The sequence below is a fragment of the Cryobacterium sp. TMT2-17-1 genome (assembly GCF_004402765.1).
GTDB classification, from domain to species: domain Bacteria; phylum Actinomycetota; class Actinomycetes; order Actinomycetales; family Microbacteriaceae; genus Cryobacterium; species Cryobacterium sandaracinum.
In genome coordinates, this window is sequence record NZ_SOGC01000044.1 from 1 (window position 1) to 22615 (window position 22615).

Sequence of the window (22615 nt, forward strand, 5' to 3'; positions counted from 1 at the left end):
AATCTGCAAGTTTGAAACTGACAGAACAAATCATTACTGACTTGCTTTGTTGTTTAAATGTTTTCCAAAGGAATCTCTTCCGCGGTACCCCCTAGAAAGGAGCCCTACGACCGAGGTTTTTGGCATTTGACATTGTGCACGCTGTTGAGTTCTCAAGGATCGGACGCACTCGACTTCAAACCCCACAGGGGCTGTCGCTTCGAGGCAACCTGTAAAACGTACCCACCCGACTAATCTCTGTCAAATCACGGAAAGCAGCCGATTCCGAGTGCGCCAGAGCGACTCGAAATCATCTACATACGCGACCTGACGACCAGCCGAAGAGAGATATTATTTTGGTTTAAACCCGAACACTCCCTAGTCGGGAGGATATTCGAGAAGAAACTAAATCTTCGTCCCACTTGAGGCCGGGAAGCTCTGCGGCTTTCCGCACCTGTGGGGTGACTAGAGAGACATTACGGTGAATTTTGGGGGTGCGCAACTCCCTCCCGCATCCCGGGCGTGTCGGCTCCGGCGCCCTGGCGGAAGCCCCCAGGTGCGGGCCTCACGGCGGTCCGGCGCGTCTCAGCGTCCGGTCGAGACCGTGACGGTGAACTTGGCGTTCCGACCGACCTGGTGTGTCGGCCCGACCAATCGCGTCAGCGCGGGGCGATAACCGAGGTGGGTGTTCCACACACTCCACAGTTCACCACCGGGCTGCAACACTCGTCCGGCATCCTCGAACAGTTTCAGGGCTATGCCGGCATGGACCGACGAGCCGATGTGAAAGGGCGGGTTCAGCACAATCAGTTCGGCCGAGGCATCCGGTTGGCTCTGGAGCGCGTCATCCCGCACGACCGTGACCCGGTCGGCGAGCGCATTGGCCACCATGGTGGCCCGCGCGGAGGCGACGGCCGCGGCCGACTGGTCGGTGGCGGTCACCCGCAGGGCGGGACGGCGTCGGGCGAGGGTGGCGGCGAGCACCCCGGTGCCGCAGCCGAGGTCGATGGCGCTCCGAGCATCCGTTTTCATCCGATCAAGGAACTCAAGCAGGTAGCGCGTTCCGATATCGACGGTCGCGCCGGCAAACGCAGCCCCGTGGGCGCAGATCGTGAGTCCCAGGTCGGCGTGCTCCACAGAATTCGGCCAGGTGGACACCGTCGGCTGAGTTGCGGAGGCAGTCGGAGCCGCTGCCCTGAGTACCCGCGACTTTTGCCGGGCCGACGAGACCTGCAGCTCGCCGAAGTGCCGGCGGAGCACCGCGTTCATGGTCGGCGTCATGTGCTTGATGCGTCCGCCGGCGATCACCACCACATCCGGTGCCGCGAAACGACGGATGGCGTCGGCGAACTCATCGAGCGCCGTCAGACTGCGCGGCAGCTGGATCAGTACCACCCGCGCGTTCGTCAGCAGTTCTTCGCCCAGGATGAGGGAGCGGTAGGAATCGGCGAGTCCGGCGTCGGCCGCATTCAGGGTGAGGGCCAACTCCCCAGAGAGGACATCCTGGTGCACCCGGATTCCCCGGGCCCCGGCCAGTGCGGCCGCGCCCAGGGTGAGAGCGCCATAGCGGTCCTCGATCACCACGACCTCGCCGGATCCTGCCTCGGCCAGCACGCCGGCCGCCTCGTCGAGGATCAGGCGGTCGCTCGCATCCACGGCGAAGAGATTGTCCGCTTCCACGTCGGGGAAACGCCTCAGGCGGTCAAAGGAAAAATCAGGCATTGCCTCAGGCTAGCCCGCAGGTGCGGCTACTTCTCGTCGCCGATCGGGCGGGAACCCAGGGGGCGCCAGATCACGATCTGGTTGGACCGGCGCGTGCGCGTACCGGCCCGCATCGAGATGACCTCACCGGCCGAGCCGGCCGCGAAGACGCGGCGGCCCGGACGGTTGAGCAGTTCATCGGCCAGCGCAGACTCCAATTCGCGCAGCCGCGATTCGAGCGTGCGCACGTGGTCCTCGAGGTCAATGATGCGACGGATCCCTTCCAGGCTCACACCCTCGGCACCGAGCTCCGCGATCTCGCGGAGCTTGGCCACATCCCGCATCGAGTACCGGCGAGACCGACCGGGGGTGCGGTCGGGACTCACCAGCCCCAGGCGATCGTATTGGCGCAGCGTTTGCGGGTGCATGCCCGCAAGCTCGGCGGCCATCGAGATTACGAAAACCCGGGTGTTCTCGTCCACCGTCAGTCTCTCGCCTTCGCGAGGAGTTCGTCGCGCGGATTCTCCTTCGGCAGTGCTTCCGCGAAGGCCGCGAGTTTCTCTTCGGCGTCCTTCGACAGATGAGACGGAACGGCAACCTGAACCTCCGCCAGCAGGTCCCCGGTGCCCTTGGGCGTCACGACGCCACGCCCCTTGACGCGCAGCACGCGCCCGCTCGGGGTGCCCGGGGCGATGCGCAGTTTGACCGGCGCTCCGCCCAACGTCGGCACCTCGATAGTGGCGCCGAGCGCGGCCTCGACGAACGTGACCGGAACGGAGACCCGCAGGTTCAGCCCATCGCGTTCGAAGACCGGGTGCTTGCGCACGTTCACCGTGAGTACGATGTCGCCGGACTCGCCGCCGTCAGGGCTGTGCTGCCCCTGGCCGCGGAGCTTGATCTTCTGCCCGTCGGCCACCCCGGCCGGGATCTTCACCTTGATGGCGCGGCCATCCTGCGTTTGCAGGGTGATCTGGTCACCGTGCGTGGCCGTGATGAAGTCGACCGTTGTCGACGCGATCACGTCGCGGCCGCGAGTCGGCCCGCCGTAGCCGCGGAACCCGCCGCTCGAGGTGCCGAAACCGCCGCCACCCTGACCGCGGCCGAACATGCCGCCGAGGAGGTCGTCGAAACCGCCCTGCTCATAGGAGTAGCCGGGCTGTTGTTGCCGCGCGCCCCCACCGAACATGCCTCCGAAGACATCATCGAAGCCTCCGGCCTGCCCGCCACCGGGGCGCGGGGCGGTGAAGCGGGCCCCACCGCCCATCGCGCGCACAGCATCGTATTCCTTGCGTTGGGCAGGGTCACCGATCACCGAGTGTGCCTCGCTGATCTCCTTGAACGTCGCCTCGGCCGCAGGGTTGCCCGGATTGGAGTCCGGGTGATACGTGCGGGCGAGCTTGCGATAGGCCTTCTTCAGCTCGGCCGGGGTGACGTCCTTTGACACACCCAGGACCTTGTAAAAGTCCTTATCGAACCAGTCCTGGCTAGCCATCGCTCGGTACCTGCACGACGACCTTGGCCACGCGCAGGAGCGACGAGCCGAGGAAGTAGCCGGTCTCGATCACGTCACCGACGGTCTCCGACTCGATGCCCGCGGTGGGCAGCTGGAAGATCGCCTCGTGGATGGTCGGATCGAACGGTTCGCCGACCGTGCCGAAGGACTTCACGCCCAGGCGCTCGACGCTCCCCCGCAGTTTCGCGGCGATCGTGCTGAACGCCGAGTCTTCGACCAGGTCGCCGTGCTTCTCAGCGCGGTCGAGATCGTCGAGCACGGGAATCAGGCCCTTTACGACATCCACGGTGACGCGCTCACGCTCGACCTCGCGGTTGGCCTCGGTGCGGCGACGGTAGTTGGCGTACTCCGCGGTGACCCGCTTGAGGTCGGCGAGGTGCTCGCTCGTGGGCTCGTCGACTTCCCGCGTGGCGGCGTCCAGGATGTCTTGGACCGTCAGCTCGTCCTCTTCGATACCCTCGGCGGACGCCTCGTCGATGTCCTCGACACTCACACCTTCGGCTTCCGCCTCGGCGTCGGTCCCGGGGGCACCCTCAGTGGATGCCCCCTCGTCAAACGGCTCGTCGCCAGGACGCTTGTTGTCGTCTGCCATTACTTCTTGGCCTCGTCTTCGTCGTCGACGACCTCGGCGTCAACCACGTCTTCGTCGGAGCCGGCCGCGTCGGCGGTCGGCTCGGAGTCGGTTGGGGCACCGGCCGCGGCATCCGCCTGGCTGGTCTTGTAGATGGCCTCGCCGAGCTTGCCCTGGCTCTCGTTGAGCTTGTCGAAGGCCGTCTTCACGGCCGCATCGTCGTCGCCGACGAGAGCGGCCTTGAGGGCGTCGACGTCGGCCTGAACCTCGGACTTCACGTCCTCGGGCAGCTTCTCGTCGTTCTCCTTGATCAGCTTCTCGATCGAGTAAGCGAGCTGCTCCGCCGTGTTGCGGGTCTCGGCTGCCTCGCGACGGCGCTTGTCCTCGGCGGCGTGCTCTTCGCCCTCGCGCACCATGCGCTCGATGTCTTCCTTCGCGAGCGAAGATCCGCCCGTGATGGTCATCGACTGTTCCTTGCCGGTGCCCTTGTCTTTGGCAGACACGTGCACGATGCCGTTGGCGTCGAGATCGAAGGTAACCTCAACCTGCGGGATGCCGCGCGGGGCCGGCGCGATGCCGGTCAGCTCGAACGTACCGAGGTTCTTGTTGTCGCGGGTGAACTCGCGCTCGCCTTGGAAGACCTGGATCGCGACGGACGGCTGGTTGTCGTCGGCTGTGGTGAAGGTCTCGCTGCGCTTGGTCGGGATGGCCGTGTTGCGCTCGATCAGGCGCGTCATGATGCCGCCCTTGGTCTCGATGCCGAGGCTCAGCGGGGTGACGTCGATGAGCAGGACATCTTTGCGCTCACCCTTCAGCACGCCGGCCTGCAGTGCGGCGCCAACGGCGACGACCTCGTCCGGGTTGACGCCCTTGTTCGGGTCCTTGCCACCGGTCTCGGCCTTGACGAGCTCGTACACGGCGGGCATGCGGGTGGAGCCACCGACGAGAACGACGTGGGCGATATCTTCCACCTTGACCCCGGCTTCACGGATGACGTCCTGAAACGGCTTCTTCGTGCGGTCGAGCAGGTCTTCGGTCATCTTCTCGAACTGGGCGCGGGTGAGCGTCTCGTCGAGGTTGGCCGGGCCATTCTCGGTCAGGGAGAGGTACGGCAGCTGGATGCTCGTCGACATGCTGCTCGAGAGTTCCTTCTTGGCCTGCTCGGCGGCTTCCTTGAGGCGCTGCTTGGCGATCTTGTCCTTGGAGACGTCGACGCCGGTGGTTTCCTTGAACTTCTTGATCAGGTGATCGACGATGCGCTGATCCCAGTCGTCGCCGCCGAGGCGGTTGTCACCGGCAGTCGACCGCACCTGAATGGTGGAGAAGTCGTCGTCCTTGCCTACCTCGAGGAGGGAGACGTCGAAGGTTCCGCCGCCGAGGTCGAAGACCAGGATGAGCTCGTCTTCTTTGCCACGGTCGAGGCCGTAGGCGAGTGCGGCCGCGGTCGGCTCGTTGATAATACGCAGCACGTTAAGGCCGGAGATCTCGCCGGCCTCCTTGGTGGCCTGCCGCTCGGCATCATTGAAGTACGCGGGAACGGTGATGACGGCATCCGTCACCTTGTCGCCCAGGTACGCCTCGGCATCGCGCTTGAGCTTGGCCAGGATGCGGGCCGAAACTTCCTGCGGGGTGAACTTCTTGTCGTCGATGGCGACATTCCAGTCGGTGCCCATGTGGCGCTTGACCGACGCGATGGTGCGGTCGACGTTGGTGACGGCCTGGCGCTTGGCGGTCTCGCCGACCAGCACCTCGCCGTCTTTGGTGAAGGCGACGACGGACGGCGTGGTCCGGAAGCCTTCGGCGTTTGCGATGACGGTGGGTTCTCCACCTTCGAGGACGGCCACCACAGAGTTGGTGGTTCCGAGGTCGATGCCTACTGCACGGGCCATGTGTGCGTTCTCCTTTAAAGTATGTTCTCAGCTCGATTTCACAGAGTTGAGTGGTGCTGGCTCAAGTGTGCCAGTGTCCCAAATCGAAAGTCAAGCCACGCACCTGAGAGTTGAGCGTGAACGACTCAACTTTGAGATTTCGTGCAATCGATGGTCTCCGGCCACCCACATCCACTAGCCTCAGCGCATGACCGGGATCGCGGAGCAGGGCAGCACGGATGCCCGGGAGCTGCCAGACAAAACGAGCAGACGCCGCGTAGTGGCCTGGAGCTTCTGGGACTGGGGCTCTGCCGCGTTTAATGCGGTGGTCACCACCTTCGTCTTCACCGTCTACATCACGGGCAGCTCGTTCGGCGACAAAGACGTCATTTCCGCCCAGCTCGGTTGGGCCCTCGCCATCGCCGGCTTGCTGGTAGCGGTGCTGGCCCCGATCACCGGACAGCGCTCGGACACCTCCGGGCGGCGCAAGCTGTGGCTCGGCGTCAACACGTTCATCGTGGTGGGCCTCACCGCGGCGATGTTCTTCGTGGAGGCGTCACCGAGCTTCCTGCTGCTCGGCCTCGTTCTGGTGGCCGCCGGCAACGTCTTCTTCGAGTTCGCCAGCGTCAACTACAACGCCATGTTGTCCCAGGTCTCGACCGCGCGCACCATCGGCAGGGTCAGCGGTTTCGGTTGGGGCATGGGCTACATCGGCGGCATCGTGCTGCTGCTCATCGTGTACTTCGGTTTCATCAGCCCCGACGTGGGTCTGTTCGGGGTGACCAGCGAGAACGGCCTCTCGGTGCGGGTCACGATGCTCATCGCGGCCGCCTGGTTCGGCCTGTTCGCCCTGCCGGTGCTGTTCTCGGTTCCCGAATACCGTTCTCCCGTTGCGGTGCGCCGGCCCCGGGTGAGCTTCCTCCGTTCCTACGTCGTGCTCGGGCAGGACATCATTCGGCTCTGGAAGACCAGCCGCCAGACGGTGTACTTCCTGATCGCGAGCGCGATCTTCCGCGACGGCCTGGCCGGGGTTTTCACCTTCGGCGGGGTGCTCGCGGCATCCGTCTTCGGATTCTCACCCGGCGAGGTGATCATCTTCGCTATCGCCGCCAATGTCGTGGCGGGCGTGGCCACCATCATCGCCGGCGCGCTTGACGACCGGGTCGGCGCAAAGCCGATCATCGTGACCGCTCTGATCGGCCTGATCGTGTTCGGCAGCATCGTATTCCTGCTGCACGACGGCGGTCAGATCGTGTTCTGGACCGCCGGCCTCGCCTTGACGCTCTTCGTCGGGCCGGCCCAGTCGGCCAGCCGCACCTTCCTGGCACGCCTGATCCCGGCCGGCCGGGAGGGTGAGGTCTTCGGGCTCTACGCCACGACGGGCCGCGCGGTGAGCTTTCTGGCGCCGACCATGTTCGCCCTGACGGTGACGATCTTCGGCGAAACCTATTGGGGCATCCTCGGACTTATGTTGGTTTTGCTCGTGGGGCTGCTTCTCCTGCTTCCGGTGAAGGCCCGCCAGGACCAGATTGGCTAACGGATGCGGGTGGCCTCGTTGTGCTCGACCAGCACCCAGGTGGAACCCTCGTCGTTGGAGACCCAGCCCTCCCAGGCGTAGGCGTCAGGTGTGATCGAGACGAAGTTCCAGCGGATCGGGCGGCCGTCGGTGCCCGTGCCGTCCTGGCGCAGGCCGTTGCGGTGGGGGGTCGCCACGAGGTGGCAGTACTCGCCGGATGCCGGGGCGAAATAGCTGACCCGCCACACGCCGGCGTAGGAATCATAGACTCGCACGGCCGTGGCGACGGTCTCGAAGCCGGTCGGGTGCGAGTCGCTCACGACGACCTCGACGTCTTGCACCGCACGCCCGTCGAGCACGAAGTCGACGATCCAGGTGAATTCGCGCCCGGTCCATTCGCCGGTCGTCTCGTCGAGGCGGGACCCGGTGGCGGCCCAGGCGCCGACCAGCTGGCCGAAGCGGCGCATCCGCCCCGGGTAGTCGGGTGTCGGTCCCGGCGCGACGAGCGCCTCGGCAAAGCTGGGCACGGATGTGGTCATGGGCCGATTTTACCGGGCGCGTGTTGCATGCGTGTGAACCGGGCTACTCGGCTCCGGTGGTCGATCCCATCGAGGCCTCCCGCACATCCGTGCAGTGGAAGTTCTGGAACGACCGCGACGCGGTCGGCCCGCGCTGGCCCTGGTAGCGGGAGCTGTATTCGCTTGAGCCGTAGGGACGTTCGGCGGGCGAACTCAGCCGGAAGAAGCAGAGCTGACCGATCTTCATGCCGGGCCACAGCTTGATCGGCAGGGTGGCGACGTTGCTCAACTCGAGCGTCACGTGGCCGGTGAAACCGGGATCGATGAAGCCGGCGGTCGAGTGGGTGAGCAGGCCGAGCCGGCCGAGCGAGCTCTTGCCCTCCAGCCGCGCGGCGACGTCGTCGGGCAGGGTGACCTTCTCGTAGGTGGACCCGAGCACGAACTCACCGGGGTGCAGGATGAACGGTTCTCCCGCGGCGGTCTCGATCAACCGGGTCAGATCGGGCTGGTCTTCGGCCGGATCGATATAGGGGTACTTGTGGTTGTCGAAGAGGCGGAAGAAGCCGTCGAGTCGCACGTCGATACTCGACGGCTGGATCATGTCGGCCTGGTACGGCTCCAGACGGATTCGTTCCGCGTTGATTTCAGCCTTGATTTCGCGATCCGAGAGCAGCACGGTTCCAGCCTAACGGCGCGGACTTGATATGCTGGCACGGTTCCGTTCCGGGCTTGCCTGCGCGACGGACATGCGGATGTAGTTCAATGGTAGAACTTCAGCTTCCCAAGCTGATAGCGCGGGTTCGATTCCCGTCATCCGCTCACTTGTCATATTTCCCGGTCCTGTGATGCGGCTCGGTGATGCGGCTCTGTGCTGCCCCACGTCGGCGGCCTCCGGTATCGTCGAGACTATGACCGACCCGACACTGCGTATGCCGAACACCGTGCTGCGGGTGGTGCTCGACCTCGGCGTGCTGCCCCTGGACATCCCCCCGCTGCCCCCGCGTTTCCGGCACCCGGAATTCGACGCGGACTGGGACGACGAGGAGCAGGTCGCCGGCATCTTCCTCGGCTTCGACGACGGAGAGTTCCACCTGGACATCCTGGAAGAAGGAGTCGAGTACCACTTCCACAACGCGGACGGGTCTTCGAGCGATGACAGTCCGTGGCCGGCCGCCGACACCCAGGCCCTCGTCGACTGGGCGACCGGCTTCGTGCTGCACGTTGCACCGCGCCTCCCGGATCTGCTGGAAGACTCGGATGAGGCCGCCGAATGGCACCATGTGGGGCTGCCGGTGTACTCCCGCGATTACGGGCCGGTCCCGCTCGAAATCATCGACGTGGAGTTGGAGGGCGAGCAGCTGATGCTCCCCTGGCTCGGGTCCGGCCACATCGCCGACGATCACCTCGACGGATCTGACCACCCGATCGCGCTCCTCTGGAATCCGGAGCACGAAGATCCGGATATCCCGATCGCACGGGTGTGGCTGAACCCGAAGACCGGGGAACCGACAGCGCGCGCGGAAGCAGGGGTGGACTGGTCGGCCGTGGGGCTCACCAAAGCGGAAGTCCTGTCATGGGCGGAGAGCCTGTACCTGAACAATCACGTGATCGGCGATCCGGCCCAGATGATCATGCGAGCCGCACTGGAACGCATGGCAGGGCTCGACCGCTAGCTGAGTGAGTCCCAACCCGTTGGGTTGCATGACTCCCGATAGCTCCGATCCGACAGCCCCCGTGGACTTTGTTTCTCAGCGGCGGAGCGCCGGGTCCGTCGCCGCACCAATTCGACGGAGATTCTCGTATATGGGACCATTTTTTCGGGTTTCCGGGCCGTTTCGGGCAAAAACTCGGTCGAATTCGTTCGGGCCGGCGTTGCCGGCAGCGAGCGCGCCCTCGCCGCGGCGAAAACGCGCGACGAACCCGCTGCGATCGCGGATGCCGCGGACGCCCTCACCCTCGCAAAAACCCGGCTCGATTCGGTGCTCGCGGCTCGCGACACCACGGCCGAGACATCCGCCCTGCGGTCCGCCGAACAGCAGGCGACGAGCGCGCGTGACGCGCTCGCCACGGCGAACGAGGCCACCATGACCTATCTGCCGGCATGCGAAATCCTGTACCTGCCGGGTCTCCCCCGCCGGGTCGACGAGGTCACCGTATCCCGCGGCACCTCGATCACGGGCTCCGTGATGCGCGTCTCCGGTGCCACGATCCAGATCAACGCCTCCGCCTCGGCGAGCGATGCCAAACTCATGAAGGTCGGCAACGCCGCCGTGCTCTCGATGCAGGACGATTCCGAGCACGGCGCCACCGTGACATCCGTCGCCGTGGCCGAGGCTAAAGAGGGAACGGATGCGGCGAGCGGACGCTTCACCATCCTGCTCACGCTCGACGACCTCACACCCGGGCAGCTCCAGAGCATCCAGGGCAGCAACCTGCGGGTCACCATCCCGGTCAGCTCCACCGACGGGGAGGTGCTCGCTGTGCCGTTGGCCGCGCTTACCGCCGGCCCGGGCGGGGAATCCCGGGTCGAGGTGTCGACCGGATACGGAAAAAAGACCGTGCTGGTCGAGGTGAGCGCCGGGCTCGCGGCTGACGGTTACGTCGAGGTGCAGGCGGTCGACGGTTCCCTCGAGGAAGGGGACCTCGTCGTGGCCGGGCGATGAGCCGACCGGCCGTCGTGGAGCTCATCGACGTCACCCGCTCCTTCCCCGGCCCGCCCGAGGTCCAGGCGCTCACATCAATCAACCTGCGGGTAGAGAAGCAGGACTACCTCTCGATCGTCGGGCCGAGCGGGTCGGGCAAGTCGACCATGCTCAACATCCTCGGCCTGCTCGACCGACCGAGCGTCGGCGAGTACTACCTCGACGGAGCGCTCACGGGTCTGGCCGACGAGGCGGAACGCGCGGCGCTGCGGGGCGGCAAGATCGGCTTCGTGTTCCAGGCCTTCCACCTCATGCCGCACCGCTCGGTGTGCGACAATGTGCTGCTGGCCACGATCTACAGCAAAGTTCCGCGCGCCGACCGCGAATGACGGGCCCGCGCCGCCCTGCACCGGGTGCACCTGGACCACCGGATCGACTTCCTGCCCGGCACTCTCTTCGGCGGCGAGCGCCAGCGGGTCGCGGTCGCGCGGGCCGTGGTGGCCTCGCCCCAGCTGCTGTTGGCCGACGAGCCGACCGGCAACCTCGACGCCTCCACCTCCAGGGAGGTCATGGACCTGTTAGAGGAGCTGAACGCCGGCGGCCTCACGCTCATCGTCATCACCCACGACCGGGCCGTGGCGGATCGCGCCGGGCGCACCATCAGCATCACCGACGGCCGCGTGAGCGAAACAACATGAAATTGCGGATGCCGAACCGCCGTCGAGCGACCAGCGCTCCGGCCCCGGTAAGCGACGGTGACCGCGGGGCCGCGCCGGCCATCACCCGCGCCGACCGGTTCTCGGTGCAGGACCTCATCGTCGAGGCGGGCTATGGCATCGGGGCGCGCCCCACCCGCCTGATCATGACCACGCTCGGGACCACGATCAGAATCGCCTCCCTGGTGGTGACAATCGGATTCGCCCAGACGGCAGCCGGCCAGATCGCCCGCCAATTCGACGCGGTCGCGGCCACCCAGGTCGTGATCGAGCCGGGGAGCACCGACGGGATGAACGGCTCGGAGCGCGCGACCGGGCGACTGCCTTGGGATGCCCCGGACCGGGTCAGCCGCCTGGCCGGGGTGGAGCTGGCCGGCCTCGTCAGCGAGGTGCCCCTCGATGCCGTGACCATTACCGCGGTGCCGGTAAACGACCCGTCGGAACCGGCAACCCTGGGCCCATCGCTGATGGCCACCTTCCCCGGACTGCTCGACGCGGTTCGCGGCAACATCGTGACCGGCCGGTACTTCGACACCGGCCACGATGCCAGGGCCGATCGGGTGGCGGTGCTCGGTTCGCGCGCGGCTGATCGCCTGGGCATCAACCGCGTCGACAGCCAGCCCTCCATCTTCATCGGCGACTCCTCATATACCGTGATCGGCATCATCGATGGGATGGAGCGACGCTCCGACCTGCTCGACGCGGTGGTCGTGCCGATGGGCACCGCGCGCGCCGACTTCGGCCTGACCGGCCCGGATGAACTGCAGATCCGGATCGCTCTCGGCGCCGGCAAAGTGGTCGCGGAACAGGCTCCGCTCGCCCTGGACCCCAACGCTGCGCAGAACTTCGAGGTACAGGCCCCGTCGGCTAGGTCCGCCCTGCGCGAGAACGTGCAGGCCGACGTGAACGTCATCTCCCTGATTCTCGGCGTGCTCGCACTCGTCGCGGGCGGACTGGGGATCGCGAACGTCACTCTGCTGTCGGTGATGGAAAGGGTGGGCGAGATCGGGCTGCGCCGGGCCTTGGGCGCCACCAAGCGCAACATCTCGAGCCAGTTCATGGTCGAATCCGTGGTCATCGGCCTACTCGGCGGCCTGATCGGAGCCGCACTCGGGGTCTTCGCGGTGGTGATCATGTCGCCTATTCAGCAGTGGGCGCCGGTCGTCGACCCCTGGCTCGCAGCCGGGTCGGCGCTGCTCGGGGCCGTCGTCGGCCTTGCCACCGGGGTCTACCCCGCCCTGAAGGCGTCGAATATCGAGCCGATCGTCGCCCTGCGCGGGGGCAACTGACGCACCCTGTCGGCCCCGCCTCGCATCAGCCGCGCGCCTCGTCGGCGACGAGCGCGAGCTCCACGAACGCGCGCACGGCAGCCGACGCGCGCCGCTTGCGCGAGGCCGCCAGGTACACCGTGAAATCGGGCAGATTCGCCACGGGAAGCCGGTGCACGTCGAGCGCGTCGTGGGCGGTGAATTCGGGCAACAGGGCCACTCCGAGGCCGTTGGTCACGTATTCGGCGGCCGTTCCGATATCGGAGACCTCGATCATCACCCGCCGCTCGAGGCCGGCAGCGGTGAAGGCATCGTCCACGATCTGACGGCTGGCGTAGCCGGGCGGCAGATCGATGAACTCCTCCGGCACGAGGTCGCCCAGGCCCACGGCCGACGCGGAGGCGAGCCGGTGGCCTTTCGGCACCACCAGCACCATCGGCGACGAAGCGATCGGCACGGCTGAGAGCGCCGTCGGCGCCGGGCCGCTGAGGGCGAGGAAGGCCAGGTCGAGTTCGCCCGAGACGAGCTCGTCGACCAGCCCGGCCGACCCCCGCCGGGCCGCGCGCAGCCGCACGCCGACGCCCGGATGGCCGGCGCGGAAGAGACCGAGCAGCCGAGGCACATTGACGAGCGTGACCGAGGTCATCAGCCCGATCACGATGGACCCGGTGATGGCGCGGGTGGTGTCCTGGGCGGCGTCGCGCACCTCGTTCACGGCGTCGAGGGCGTCGCGCACCTTCGGAAGCAGCAGTTCGCCAGTCGTAGTGAGCCTGATCTGGCGGCGGCTGCGATCGAACAGTTCGACGCCCAATTCGCTTTCGAGCGATCGAATGCCGGCCGAGACGGCTGACTGGGCGATGGTGAGCCGGTCCCCGGCGCGCGTGAAGCTCAACTCACCGGCGACGGCGCTGAAGAATTCGAGCTGTCTCAATTCCATGGGCCTAAGCATCTCATTTTCAGATCGTTTGCATCGCTACTCGGCGTTGCTTGTTATTGAATGTGCAGCGACGATGGAGGGGAGGCCGATTCAGAACGGCGATCCGGGAGGCATCACAATGACCACTACTTCACCGCTCCAGAGCGACGACGACACAACCGAGACCACGCTCGTGCGCTCTGACGCCGGCACCCCCGCTCCGTCCACCCGCTCCGCCGAACGCGTGGTGGAATGCCTGAAGGCATACGGCGTGCAGTGGGTCTTCGGCGTTCCCGGCGCCAAGATCGACCCGGTCTATGACGCTCTCATCGACGACGGACCCGAGGTGATCGTGGTGCGTCACGAGCAGAATGCGGCCTTCATGGCCGCGGCCGTCGGGCGTCTGAGCGGCCAGCCGGGCGTCGTCCTGGTGACGAGCGGCCCAGGCACCTCCAACCTCGCGACGGGCCTGCTGACGGCGACGACCGAAGGCGACCCGGTGGTCGCCCTCTGCGGCGCGGTTCCGCGCGCAGACCGGTTGAAGCGTACCCACCAGACAATGGATGCCGTGGGCATGCTGTCCGCCGTGACCAAGTCCGCCGGCGAGGTGAGTGTCGCCGACAACGTGCCGGAAGCAATCGCGAACGCGTTCCGCGAGGCAACCCAGGAGCCCAAGGGCGCCGCAGCGGTTGTTCTCCCCTACGACGTGCTCACGGACTCGACGACCGTGTCGATGACGCATCCGCACTGGGTGCCGCAGCTGGGCGCCGCACCCTCCAAGAGCGTGCAGCGCGCTGCCGCCCTGCTGAAGGATGCGCAGTTCCCGGTCATCCTTGCCGGCGCGCGGTCCGGCTCGGACCAGGCCGTCGCGGCGCTGCACCGCCTGCTGGGCGTCGCCGGACTGCCCGTCGTTGAGACGTTCCAGGCCGCGGGAGTCATCTCGCACGAGCTCGAAGAGCATTACCTCGGACGCGTGGGCCTGTTCCGCAACCAGCCCGGGGACATCCTTCTGCACAAGGCCGACGTGATCCTGACCGTCGGCTACGACTTCGTCGAGTACGAACCGTCGAAGTGGAACAAAGACCACCTGCGCGTGATCATCCACCTGGACGAACTCTCCGCCGACCTCGACGACTACTACCGCCCCACGCTCGAACTGCGCGGCGACGTCGCCGAGACCCTCGACGCCCTCGCCCGCCAGATCAACGGGCTGTCGATGCCGGTCGCCGCCGCGGCCGAGGTAGCCGAGCAGCGCGCCCGCCTCGCGCACGCCGACCAGCCCACCGGTCGCCGGGACGAGTCCGAGGGCGTGCACCCGGCCGACCTCACCCTGATGATGCGCGAACTGCTCCCGGATGACACGACGGTGCTCTGCGACGTGGGCTCCCACTACATCTACATGGCCCGGCACTTCCGCACCTACCACCCGCGCACCCTGCTGTTCTCGAACGGCCAGCAGACCCTGGGCGTGGCCCTGCCCTGGGCGATCGCCGCGACCCTGGTGCGCCCGGGCACACCAGTCGTGTCCGTGTCGGGCGACGGCGGTTTTCTCTACTCCGCCATGGAGCTGGAGACGGCCGTGCGGCTCGGCTCGACGTTCACCCACATCATTTTCAACGACGGCACCTACGACATGGTGGCGTTCCAGCAGATGGGCAAATACGGGCGCACCTCCGGCGTGCAGCTGGGCGATTACGACGCCGTCGCCTATGCCGAATCATTCGGCGCCCACGGCCACCGGGTAACGCACCTCGACGACTTCGCCGGCATCCTGGCGCAGGCCCTTGCCGAACCCGGCCCGAGCATCATCGACGTGCACGTCGACTACCGCAACAATAGAGATGACCTGATGGCCGATCTGGAAAGCGATGTGCTGCAATGAGCAAATTCACTGTCACCCGACACGAAATTTTCCAGACGAGCCTGATGAGCGCGCTACTCGACGGCGTCTACGAAGACGAGATGACCGTGCGCGACCTGCTCGGCCGCGGCAGTTTCGGACTCGGCACGTTCAACGGACTGGACGGTGAAATGCTGATCATCGACGGCATCTGCTACCAGCTGCGGGCCGACGGCGGGGTGTCGAAGGCCGACCTGGGCGCGCACACGCCCTACGCCGTCGTCACGAATTTCGTGCCTCATATCGAGAGCCAATTGCCGAAGAACATCGTGCGCGCGGAGGCGTCAACGTTCATCGACAAGCTGACGGCGTCGCAGAACTACATGTACGCCCTGCGCATCGACGGCGACTTCGAGTGGATCCGGATGCGCACGGTCGTCAAGCAGGAGAAGCCCTACCGCCCCATGGTGGAGGCAACCGACGAGGACGCGATCATTGAGTTGCACGACGTCTCGGGCGTCGTGGCTGGCTTCCGCACCCCGCTCTACGAGCAGGGGATCGGCGTGCCCGGCTGCCACACGCATTTCCTGACCGACGACCGCACGGCCGGCGGCCACGTGCTCGACTTCAAGCTGCGCTCCGGCACCGCTGCCCTGTGCCTCGGCACCGACCTGCGCTTGCAGCTGCCGCTGACGGATGCCTTCAAGAACGCCAACCTGTCCCCCGACGACCTCGAGTGGCAGATCCAGAAGACCGAAATGCACCGGTAGCCGAGCGATCCGAATCGGTTGGTTGTGTCGCTCTCGAAAGATCACAGCTCAGCGCACCGAGTGAATGCTGCTCATCACAGGTGACTCCCTGCCCGGCGTCCAGTCAATTCGACGGAGATTTTGGCTCTCCTGCTGCTTCTGTGGGTTAAACCCGGCCGGGGAGCACTGGTTTGTGGCCGCCGAGGCTGATGGAGGTGCGAAGCGCGCACGCGCTGCCGCTTATCCGGCGCGCGTTGTGGCCAATTCAGGAGATCCGTCCGGCCGGGCCGAACATCCGCCCCGGTTCCGCACTGGTCCGTGGCGGCCGATGGACTTGGCTGACGGATGTCCTGAGTTGGCCACATGTGTCGGCTCGGCCAGGCCTAACCCACGCATGAGGGCAGCGCGACCGCCATCACGGTGAGCGCGAAGGTGCGGGGTATCCGTCTGCTGGATGGCGTGGGCGACCACGACATCGACTGCAAGCTGGACGGATTCGGCTCAATGCGGCTGAAGTCCAGCGTGGTGAAGAAGGTCCAGCCCCGAACCGCCCGCTAAGGGGACCGTCAGCGTCCGGAATCCAGCCCTGCCCGACGGTTCGACATCAGCGCCGCCAGATCGGTGTTCACCAGAACCCGCACCCGTTCCGCCCGCCGCTGCGCGTAGTCGGGCTCCCGGCGGTCGACAACCTGTTCGACCAGCCGGGCGGCGAGCGCGGCGCCGATTTCCTCGCTGGCGTCCGTGCGGGCCCGCTTAAGCAGGTCGGCGACCTGCTCGTCGTCGGCGGCCACGGCCCGTAGGGCACCGGCGAGCTTCAGGTGCACACTCCGTCGCAAGGCCAGCTGGCGCACGTGGAGCCTGTCATCGTCGGTGATCTCGAATGCGCTCCGCTGCCGGCCCAGGACTTTCCGCTGCCGGCCGACACGCTCGGCATCTTCCTCGTTCTGCGTCGCCAGCCGGACCAATTCGGAGCGGACGGCCGCGGTGTAATCGGCATCGGCGAAGTCGCGGTGCTCACGCAGCGCCCCCACGATGATGTGGTTCTTCACGGCCATGCGCGCCGCGGAGAGCCCGATGAGAACGCCCTCGTCGACAATCCGCTCAAAGGAGGCCATGGCGATACCCTACGCCCCACGCGCCCACGGGGGTCTCATGGGCTGCATGACGGCAGGAACCGAAGCCTCGACACGCTGGCCCACCATCCCCAAGAATGTTCGCGCCCTCACGGTGCCGCCCAACCTCGTCAACTATGACGAGACCTGCGCTGCCTTCACCTGGGACGAGGCCCGCCACGCTCTTTCGGGGCTGCCCGGCGATCGGGGGCTCAACATCGCCTACGAGGCGGTTGACCGGCATGCCGCCGGTGCCAGGGCCGCTCACGAGGCCCTGTGCTTCGTGCGCGGTGACGGCACGACCCACTCCCTGAGCTATGCAGAGCTCGCCGAGCAGACCGGCCGCTTCGCCAGCGTGCTGCGGGGCCTAGGCATCGGGCGGGGCGACCGGGTCTTCTCCCTCCTCGGCCGCGTTCCCGCGCTCTACGTCGCGGTGCTCGGCACGTTCAAGAATGCCAGCGTCTTCTGCCCGCTGTTCTCCGCCTTCGGGCCGGAGCCGGTACGCCGACGGCTCCAGCTCGGCGGCGGCCGGGCCCTGGTCACAACGCGGGCGCTGTACCGCAAGAAGGTGGCGCCGATCCGGGTCCAGCTGCCGGACCCGCGACACGTGTTGCTGGTCGACGCCGACGGCCATCCGGACCCGGGCACGCTCGATCTGGCGGCCCTGCTGCGGGAGACCCCGCCCCACATCGAGATCGCCGCCACCCAGAGCTAGGACATGGCTCTGCTGCACTTCACGAGCGGCACCACCAGCACCCCGAAGGGTGCCATCCACGTGCACGACGCCGTGACCGCGCACGACGCGACCGGCCGGTTCGCCCTCGACCTGCACCCCGGTGATGTCTACTGGTGTATCGCCGACCCCGACTGGGTCACGGGCACCTCCCACGGCATCATCGCTCCGCTGGTGCACGGCGTGACCGCCATCGTCGACGAGGAGGAGGAGCTGGACGCGGACCGGTGGTTCCGGGTGCTCACCGAGCAGCGCGTGACCGTCTGGTACACGGCGCCGACCGCCCTGCGAATGCTTCTGAAAGCCGGCTCAGACCGGGCCGCCGGCCACGACCTGTCCACGCTGAGGTTCGTGGCCAGCGTGGGTGAGCCGCTCAACCCGGAGGTCGTGGTGTGGGGCCAGGAGACGTTCGGGCAACTTGTGCACGACAACTGGTGGCAGACCGAGACCGGCGGGATCATGATCGCGAACTACGCGGCCACGCCCATCCGCCCCGGCTCGATGGGGCGGCCTTTGCCCGGCGTCGAGGCAGCGCTGGTCGTGCTGGTGACCGAACTGGATGCCCTGGGCGAGCTGGCACTGCGGCCCGGCTGGCCGTCGATGTTCCGCGGGTATCTGGGTGAGGAGGAACGTTACCGACAAACTTTCGTCGGCGTCGAGTACCTCACCGGCGACCTCGCCCGGCGGGATTCCGACGGGTACTACTGGTTTGTCGGCCGCGGAGACGACGTCATCAAGTCGTCCGGGCACCTGATCGGGCCCTTCGAGATGGAGAGCTCGCTGATGGAGCACGAGGCGGTGGCGGAGGCCGGCGTGATCGGCATCCCGGATCCGGTTGGCGGCGAGGTGGTCAAGGCCTTCGTGGAACTAAAGACAGGGTGAGAGCCCAGCGAGGCCCTGCAGCTGGACATTATCGGCTTCGCCCGCGGCCTGCTGCACCAGATGCTGCGGGTGCGGCGGTTCGAGGAGAAGTGCGCCGAGCTGTACAGCGCCGCATAGATCCGCGGGTTCATGCACGTCTGCATCGGCGAAGAGGCGGTGGCAGCCGGCGTTCTGGTGACGCTCGAACCGGAGGACGCCGTCGTGGCGACCAACCGCGAACACGGCCACGCGCTGCTGCGAGGGGTCGCCGCCGGCGTAATTCTGGCCGAGATGTACGGATTCGAACAGGGATGCTGCCGGGGCCGCAGCGGGTCCATGCACCTTTTCGACGCGGCCACCCGGTTCTTCGGGGGCAACGCCATCGTCGCCGGCGGTCTTCCTCTCGCCATCGGTCTGGCTCTGGCCGACAAGATGGCGGGCCGTTCCCGCGTCACCGCCTGCTTCTTCGGCGAGGGCGCCGTCGAGGAAGCCACTCGGCGCGCCGTCGCCGCCGTGAGAGCCGGCGCCGGACCGCACTTCCTCGAGCTCCGCACGTACCGCTTCCGGGCGCACTCGATGATCGACCCTGAGCGCTACCGCGAGAAGGCCGAGGTGGCCCAGTGGCTGGAGCGCGACCCGATCGACCTGCTGCGCGCCGCGCTGGAGGCCGCCGGCGAGCTCCCCGAGCGCATGTGGGCCGACCTGCAGGCATCCGTGGACACCGAGGTGCAGGCCGCCGTCGACTTCGCCGAGGCAGGCACCGCGGAACCGGTCGAAAACCTCACCCGCCACGTGTATACCGAGAGAGACGTCACCGAGCAGGAACGATCATGAAACGGATGCCGAGATGAAAACCACCTATCGCGAGGCCATGCGGGCGGCCATCCGGGAGGCGATGGCGCGCGATGACCGGGTGTTCATAATGGGGGAAGACGTCGGGGCCTACGGCGGCTGCTTCGCGGTGAGCCTGGGTCTGCTCGAGGAATTCAGGCCCGAACGCATCCGGGACACCCCGCTTTCGGAAACCGGGTTCGTGGAGGCCGGGATCGGCGCGGCCCTGGGCGGGATGCGCCCGATCGTCGAGATCATGACCGTCAACCCCAGTCTGCTCGCCCTCGGCCAGATCATGAACAACGCGGCGACCCTGTCCTACATGTCGGGCGGGCAGTTCAGTGTGCCCGTGGTGATCCGCATGACCACCGGCGCCGGGCGCCAGCTGGCCGCCCAACACTCGCACGGCCTCGAGGGCTGGTACGCACACATCCCGGGCCTGCGTATCCTCACCCCGTCGTCCCTGGCCGACGCCCGCGGGATGCTGTGGAGCGCTCTGCACGACCCTGACCCGGTGCTGATCTTCGAGCCTGGTTCGCTCTACAACACTGCCGGCGAGCTCGACGATGACGCCGGCGCGGTCGACATCGACACCGCGGTCGTGATCGACGAAGGTTGGCGCAGCGGCAGCATCTCGTCCGAGATCAGCGCACGCATCACCGAAACAGCCTTCTTCGACCTGGATTCTCCGGTCGGCCGGGTCTGCAGCGCCGAGGTGCCGCTGCCCTACGCCCGGCACCTGGAGCAGGCCGCCCCGCCGTCGACCGCACGCGTCATCGCCGCCGCCCGGGAGGCGGTGGGCACCCGTGGGTGAGTTCCGGATGCCGGCGCTCGGCGCGGACATGGAGCAGGGCAGGGTGGTGGAGTGGCTGGTCAAGCCGGGCGACTGCGTGCATCGCGGCGACATGGTCGCCGTCGTCGACACCGAGAAGGCGGACATCGACGTGGAGTCGTTCGAGGAGGGCGTGGTCGCCGAGCTGCTCGTCGAGGTCGGCACGACCGTTCCGGTCGGCGCACCACTCGCCCGGATCACCCAGACCCCGGCGGCCGAGGTCGAGCCCACGGTGCCGACCACGTCCGCGCCGGCCCCGGCGCTCGCCCGGGCGGTCCCGGTGCCGGGCTTCGTGTCTCCCCCTATGCGCCAGCTTGCACACCGGCTCGGCATCGACACCGACGCGTTGCACGGAACCGGGAAGCACGGCGCCCTCACCCGGGCCGACGTGGAGCAGGCCGCAGCCGCGCTGTCGACCGCCGAACAACCGCCTGCCCGGCACCGGCCGCCTGCCGAACAACCGTCTGCCCCGGCAGTAACCCCGCTGACGGTCCGCCGGGTGCGGTCCTCCCCGCTCGTGCGGCGCGTCGCCAAGAGTCTCGGCGTGGACCTGGCAGTCGTGCCGGGCACCGGCGCCGGGGGCGCCGTCACCGAGGCCGACGTGCGCAACGTCACCACCGCGCCACCCGTCGCAGAACCGGCCGCCGCACCAGTGATCGCACCAACCGCCGGGCCAACCGCCGCTCCAACGGATGCCGCCGAGCGGGCCGCGGGCCTGCTCCGCGCCATCGGGTCGCTGATGGCGCGCTCGAAGAAGACCATCCCGCACTACTACCTGAGCACCACCCGGGATTTGCGGGCGGCACTGGCCTGGATGGAGCAGTACAACTCCGCCCGCCCGATCGCTGAGCGGCTCGTGCCGGCCGCCCTGCTCCTGAAGGCCTCCGCGCTGGCCGCCAGGGACGTCCCCGAGGTCAACGGCTTCTTCACCGAGGGTTCCTTCCAACCGAGCGCCGCAGTGCACCTGAGCGTAGCCGTGGCAGTGCGCCGGGGTGGCCTGGTTGCCCCCGCGCCGCACGACGCGGACACCCTGCCGCTGGAGGTGCTGATGAAACAGCTGCGGGACCTGGTGAGCCGGGCGCGCGGCGGGCGATTCCTCGCCCGGATCGACGAACTGTTGCAGAACCCGGAGGAGCTATGACCGAACAGACCGAACAGGAGGCCCGAGCGGCAGTGTATGCGGCCATCCGCCAGGTGGCGCCGGATGTCGACACCGACGATCTCGACGAGGGCGCGCGATTGCGCCAGGATCTGGAACTCGACTCGCTGGACTTCTTGCGGCTGATAAAGACGATCCACGAGGCGACAGGCGTTGACATCCCCGAGCGCGACTACGCGGTTGTCACAACGGTGCGAGTCCTGATCACCTATGTCGCCCTGCACGGTTGATTCAGTTCTCGAGCATTATTCGGTTTCTTCCCGGCCGAGTCAAGGCCCTCGACGCAGTCCCGCCCAGGATATGTACTGATGTTCCAGCCCGAACTGGAGGAACCCATGACCATTACCGCACATGCATCATCCGTTGCCACGTATAACCGTGCAGCGACGGACGCGTTCGGCGACTACCTGAGAAAAATTGGCAGCGTTTCGCTCCTCACCGCCGAGGACGAGGTCGACCTGGCCAGACGCATCGAAGTCGGCCTGTTCGCCGAGCAACGCAGCGAGCAGGGCGAAATTGAACCCTCTCTCCTCCGCGAGCTGGCCTGGCTTGCCCATGACGGCCGCCGCGCGAAGAACCACTTCATCGAAGCGAATCTGCGCCTGGTGGTCAGCATCGCCAAGCACTACTCCGGACGCGGAATGCCCATCATGGACCTCGTGCAGGACGGCAACATCGGCCTCGTCCGCGCCGTCGAAAAATACGACTTCATGACCGGCTACAAATTCTCCACCTACGCCACCTGGTGGATCCGCCAAGCCATCCACCGCGGCATGGCCGACAAATCCCGCATGATCCGCATCCCCGTGCACACCGCGGAGAAGCTCAACAAGATCAAGCGCATCCGCCGAGACCTCACCAGCACCCTCGACCGCGAACCCACCGTGGCGGAGCTCTCCGAGGCCTCGCAGATCCTGCCGGCCGATGTGATGCGCCTGCTGCGCTATGACAACGAGCCGATGTCCCTGCAGTCGCCGGTGGGCGATGGTCTCGGCGACATCTCCGAGCTGATCATCGACGACGACCTCCCCCAGCCCGAGGAGCATGCCGTGCTCACCATGCGGGCTTCGGACATCGTTTTCTACATGAGTGCCCTGCCGCCGCGGGAGCGGTCGATCCTGATGTCCCGGTTCGGTCTCGACGGGGGCGCGCCCCAGACGCTGGACCAGATCGCCGTCGTTCAGGGCGTGACCCGGGAACGGGTGCGCCAGATCGAGAAGCGCGCACTGGCCCTGCTGAAGGTGCCGTGCCTGGAACAGTACCTGCGCGATTGACCGCCTCTGGGCGGGG

The 22615-nt window shown here is 67.0% G+C and carries 20 protein-coding genes, 1 tRNA gene and 3 pseudogenes; 15 read left to right on the forward strand and 9 right to left on the reverse strand.

Features of this window, described 5'->3' with window-relative positions; genetic code table 11:
* Positions 1 to 564: 564 nt before the first annotated feature.
* From E3O47_RS12875 to dnaK, 5 genes are read right to left on the reverse strand one after another with little or no spacing between them, the layout of a single operon-like run.
* Positions 565 to 1701, reverse strand: coding sequence for a methyltransferase (locus E3O47_RS12875; RefSeq protein ID WP_104099723.1), 1137 nt, complete (start codon positions 1699 to 1701; stop codon positions 565 to 567).
* 26 nt (positions 1702 to 1727) lie between these two features.
* Positions 1728 to 2162 carry a MerR family transcriptional regulator gene (locus E3O47_RS12880; protein WP_104099724.1) on the reverse strand — a complete coding sequence of 145 codons (435 nt, stop codon included), beginning with the start codon at positions 2160 to 2162 and terminating at the stop codon, positions 1728 to 1730.
* Between the two features lie 2 nt (positions 2163 to 2164).
* A complete protein-coding gene (locus tag E3O47_RS12885; RefSeq protein ID WP_104099725.1) occupies positions 2165 to 3172 on the reverse strand; it encodes a DnaJ C-terminal domain-containing protein in 1008 nt (335 codons plus the stop codon).
* Positions 3165 to 3785 (reverse strand): nucleotide exchange factor GrpE, encoded by a 621-nt coding sequence (locus E3O47_RS12890; protein ID WP_104099726.1) that lies wholly within the window; start codon positions 3783 to 3785, stop codon positions 3165 to 3167. The genes E3O47_RS12885 and E3O47_RS12890 overlap by 8 nt, the downstream gene beginning before the upstream one ends.
* Positions 3785 to 5653 (reverse strand): molecular chaperone DnaK, encoded by a 1869-nt coding sequence (dnaK, locus tag E3O47_RS12895; RefSeq protein WP_104099727.1) that lies wholly within the window; start codon positions 5651 to 5653, stop codon positions 3785 to 3787. The genes E3O47_RS12890 and dnaK overlap by 1 nt, the downstream gene beginning before the upstream one ends.
* 187 nt (positions 5654 to 5840) lie before the next feature.
* Here dnaK and E3O47_RS12900 point away from each other — a divergent pair, with 187 nt between their 5' ends.
* Entirely contained in the window at positions 5841 to 7169 is a 1329-nt protein-coding gene (locus tag E3O47_RS12900; RefSeq protein WP_134342699.1) for an MFS transporter, read from the forward strand.
* Here E3O47_RS12900 and E3O47_RS12905 read toward each other — a convergent pair.
* Both E3O47_RS12905 and dcd read right to left on the reverse strand, forming a co-directional pair.
* Complete coding sequence (locus tag E3O47_RS12905; protein ID WP_104169249.1) at positions 7166 to 7687, reverse strand: hypothetical protein; 522 nt, start codon at positions 7685 to 7687, stop codon at positions 7166 to 7168. The two genes, E3O47_RS12900 and E3O47_RS12905, sit on opposite strands and share 4 nt — an antisense overlap.
* Positions 7688 to 7730: 43 nt before the next feature.
* A complete protein-coding gene (dcd, locus tag E3O47_RS12910) occupies positions 7731 to 8342 on the reverse strand; it encodes a dCTP deaminase (RefSeq protein WP_104099730.1) in 612 nt (203 codons plus the stop codon).
* A gap of 72 nt (positions 8343 to 8414) precedes the next feature.
* Between dcd and E3O47_RS12915 the strand changes: the two genes are divergently transcribed.
* The 5 genes and pseudogenes from E3O47_RS12915 to E3O47_RS12935 all read left to right on the forward strand — a co-directional run bounded on the left by E3O47_RS12915 (position 8415) and on the right by E3O47_RS12935 (position 12313).
* A tRNA-Gly gene (locus E3O47_RS12915) sits at positions 8415 to 8485 on the forward strand.
* A gap of 89 nt (positions 8486 to 8574) precedes the next feature.
* A complete protein-coding gene (locus E3O47_RS12920) occupies positions 8575 to 9339 on the forward strand; it encodes a hypothetical protein (protein WP_134342701.1) in 765 nt (254 codons plus the stop codon).
* Positions 9340 to 9645: 306 nt separating this feature from the next.
* Positions 9646 to 10329 (forward strand): hypothetical protein, encoded by a 684-nt coding sequence (locus E3O47_RS12925; protein ID WP_134420790.1) that lies wholly within the window; start codon positions 9646 to 9648, stop codon positions 10327 to 10329.
* Positions 10326 to 11006 (forward strand): annotated as a pseudogene (locus E3O47_RS12930) (ABC transporter ATP-binding protein). Before E3O47_RS12925 ends, E3O47_RS12930 begins: the two are co-directional and overlap by 4 nt.
* Before the next feature lie 8 nt (positions 11007 to 11014).
* A complete protein-coding gene (locus tag E3O47_RS12935; RefSeq protein ID WP_166785396.1) occupies positions 11015 to 12313 on the forward strand; it encodes an ABC transporter permease in 1299 nt (432 codons plus the stop codon).
* A 25-nt stretch (positions 12314 to 12338) separates the two neighbouring features.
* On the opposite strand, the gene E3O47_RS12940 is transcribed toward E3O47_RS12935, so the two are convergent.
* Positions 12339 to 13229: a LysR family transcriptional regulator gene (locus E3O47_RS12940; RefSeq protein WP_104099734.1), complete on the reverse strand. Its 891-nt coding sequence runs from the start codon at positions 13227 to 13229 to the stop codon at positions 12339 to 12341.
* Between the two features lie 118 nt (positions 13230 to 13347).
* Between E3O47_RS12940 and alsS the strand changes: the two genes are divergently transcribed.
* The 3 genes and pseudogenes from alsS to E3O47_RS12955 form a co-directional block, all read left to right on the forward strand.
* Complete coding sequence (gene alsS / locus E3O47_RS12945) at positions 13348 to 15090, forward strand: acetolactate synthase AlsS (protein WP_104099778.1); 1743 nt, start codon at positions 13348 to 13350, stop codon at positions 15088 to 15090.
* Positions 15087 to 15818 carry an acetolactate decarboxylase gene (gene budA / locus E3O47_RS12950; protein WP_104099735.1) on the forward strand — a complete coding sequence of 244 codons (732 nt, stop codon included), beginning with the start codon at positions 15087 to 15089 and terminating at the stop codon, positions 15816 to 15818. Before alsS ends, budA begins: the two co-directional genes overlap by 4 nt.
* 375 nt (positions 15819 to 16193) lie before the next feature.
* Positions 16194 to 16355: pseudogene (locus E3O47_RS12955) on the forward strand (PhnA domain-containing protein); the annotation flags it as partial.
* A gap of 8 nt (positions 16356 to 16363) precedes the next feature.
* On the opposite strand, the gene E3O47_RS12960 reads toward E3O47_RS12955, so the two are convergent.
* The gene (locus E3O47_RS12960; protein ID WP_104099736.1) at positions 16364 to 16912 is read right to left on the reverse strand and encodes a hypothetical protein; all 549 of its coding nucleotides are present in this window, start codon (positions 16910 to 16912) and stop codon (positions 16364 to 16366) included.
* A gap of 46 nt (positions 16913 to 16958) precedes the next feature.
* Here E3O47_RS12960 and acsA point away from each other — a divergent pair.
* From acsA to E3O47_RS16220, 6 genes and pseudogenes are all read left to right on the forward strand, one after another.
* Positions 16959 to 18521, forward strand: a pseudogene (acsA, locus tag E3O47_RS12965) (acetate--CoA ligase); the annotation flags it as partial.
* 132 nt (positions 18522 to 18653) lie between these two features.
* Positions 18654 to 19337, forward strand: coding sequence for a thiamine pyrophosphate-dependent enzyme (locus E3O47_RS12970; RefSeq protein ID WP_241986203.1), 684 nt, complete (start codon positions 18654 to 18656; stop codon positions 19335 to 19337).
* A 13-nt stretch (positions 19338 to 19350) separates the two neighbouring features.
* Entirely contained in the window at positions 19351 to 20148 is a 798-nt protein-coding gene (locus E3O47_RS12975) for a transketolase C-terminal domain-containing protein (RefSeq protein WP_134420794.1), read from the forward strand.
* Entirely contained in the window at positions 20141 to 21307 is a 1167-nt protein-coding gene (locus E3O47_RS12980; protein WP_134420796.1) for an E3 binding domain-containing protein, read from the forward strand. The genes E3O47_RS12975 and E3O47_RS12980 overlap by 8 nt, the downstream gene beginning before the upstream one ends.
* Positions 21304 to 21555 (forward strand): acyl carrier protein, encoded by a 252-nt coding sequence (locus E3O47_RS12985; protein ID WP_104099739.1) that lies wholly within the window; start codon positions 21304 to 21306, stop codon positions 21553 to 21555. The genes E3O47_RS12980 and E3O47_RS12985 overlap by 4 nt, the downstream gene beginning before the upstream one ends.
* A 105-nt stretch (positions 21556 to 21660) precedes the next feature.
* Positions 21661 to 22599, forward strand: a complete 939-nt coding sequence (locus E3O47_RS16220; protein ID WP_104194766.1) for a sigma-70 family RNA polymerase sigma factor — start codon at positions 21661 to 21663, stop codon at positions 22597 to 22599.
* Positions 22600 to 22615: the final 16 nt, after the last annotated feature.

Bases quoted from the DNA above. Each gene is read 5' to 3' on its own strand.
- E3O47_RS12875 (WP_104099723.1), bottom strand. From the start codon at position 1,701: ATGCCTGATTTTTCCTTTGACCGCCTGAGGCGTTTCCCCGACGTGGAA.
- E3O47_RS12885 (WP_104099725.1), bottom strand. From the start codon at position 3,172: ATGGCTAGCCAGGACTGGTTCGATAAGGACTTTTACAAGGTCCTGGGT.
- E3O47_RS12890 (WP_104099726.1), bottom strand. From the start codon at position 3,785: ATGGCAGACGACAACAAGCGTCCTGGCGACGAGCCGTTTGACGAGGGG.
- dnaK (WP_104099727.1), bottom strand. From the start codon at position 5,653: ATGGCCCGTGCAGTAGGCATCGACCTCGGAACCACCAACTCTGTGGTG.
- E3O47_RS12900 (WP_134342699.1), top strand. From the start codon at position 5,841: ATGACCGGGATCGCGGAGCAGGGCAGCACGGATGCCCGGGAGCTGCCA.
- E3O47_RS12905 (WP_104169249.1), bottom strand. From the start codon at position 7,687: ATGACCACATCCGTGCCCAGCTTTGCCGAGGCGCTCGTCGCGCCGGGA.
- E3O47_RS12920 (WP_134342701.1), top strand. From the start codon at position 8,575: ATGACCGACCCGACACTGCGTATGCCGAACACCGTGCTGCGGGTGGTG.
- E3O47_RS12935 (WP_166785396.1), top strand. From the start codon at position 11,015: ATGCCGAACCGCCGTCGAGCGACCAGCGCTCCGGCCCCGGTAAGCGAC.
- E3O47_RS12940 (WP_104099734.1), bottom strand. From the start codon at position 13,229: ATGGAATTGAGACAGCTCGAATTCTTCAGCGCCGTCGCCGGTGAGTTG.
- alsS (WP_104099778.1), top strand. From the start codon at position 13,348: ATGACCACTACTTCACCGCTCCAGAGCGACGACGACACAACCGAGACC.
- budA (WP_104099735.1), top strand. From the start codon at position 15,087: ATGAGCAAATTCACTGTCACCCGACACGAAATTTTCCAGACGAGCCTG.
- E3O47_RS12960 (WP_104099736.1), bottom strand. From the start codon at position 16,912: ATGGCCTCCTTTGAGCGGATTGTCGACGAGGGCGTTCTCATCGGGCTC.
- E3O47_RS12970 (WP_241986203.1), top strand. From the start codon at position 18,654: ATGCACGTCTGCATCGGCGAAGAGGCGGTGGCAGCCGGCGTTCTGGTG.
- E3O47_RS12975 (WP_134420794.1), top strand. From the start codon at position 19,351: ATGAAAACCACCTATCGCGAGGCCATGCGGGCGGCCATCCGGGAGGCG.
- E3O47_RS12985 (WP_104099739.1), top strand. From the start codon at position 21,304: ATGACCGAACAGACCGAACAGGAGGCCCGAGCGGCAGTGTATGCGGCC.
- E3O47_RS16220 (WP_104194766.1), top strand. From the start codon at position 21,661: ATGACCATTACCGCACATGCATCATCCGTTGCCACGTATAACCGTGCA.